Here is a 452-nt window from a genome sequence, read left to right as displayed (position 1 = left end):
CCAGCCAGAAGCGCGACCAGCGCCGCTTCGCCCAGGTCGCGGAGTCCAGCTTGATCCGGGCCGTCGCGAGCAGCTTCTCCCAGATCCGCGGGACCGCGAAGAACAGCGTGGGCTGCACCTCGCGGAGGTTCTGCGGGACGGTCTCGATCGACTCCGCGAAGTTCACCTGGGTGCCGCCGCCCGCGTTGTACCAGGTCGTCAGGACCCGCTCCGCGACGTGGCACAGCGGGAGGTAGGACAACGTCAGGTCCTTCGGCCCGGGCGCCGGCCGGGCGAACGGGCTCCGCTCGAGCACCGTCTCCAGCGCGAACTCGGCGTTGCCGATCGTCAACATCGCGCCCTTCGGCGGTCCGGTCGTGCCGGAGGTGTAGACGAGCGTCATCACGTCGGACGGCTCCGCCGCGTCGACGAGCGCCTCGACGGCGCCGGGGTTCGCGGCGCGGTGCTCGTGA

General features: G+C 71.5%; 1 protein-coding gene. It reads right to left on the bottom strand.

Features of this window, described 5'->3' with window-relative positions; all coding sequences use genetic code 11:
• The coding region (locus ACOADB_RS23680; protein ID WP_378604569.1) for an AMP-binding protein at positions 1-452 on the bottom strand (452 nt) is incomplete at both ends.

Origin of the sequence: Nocardioides sp. CPCC 206348 (genome assembly GCF_048654705.1) — a bacterium.
In the GTDB taxonomy this organism is placed as follows: domain Bacteria; phylum Actinomycetota; class Actinomycetes; order Propionibacteriales; family Nocardioidaceae; genus Nocardioides.
The sequence above is the reverse complement of the archived record's forward strand: the minus strand, read 5'-3'. Positions and strand labels throughout refer to the sequence as shown.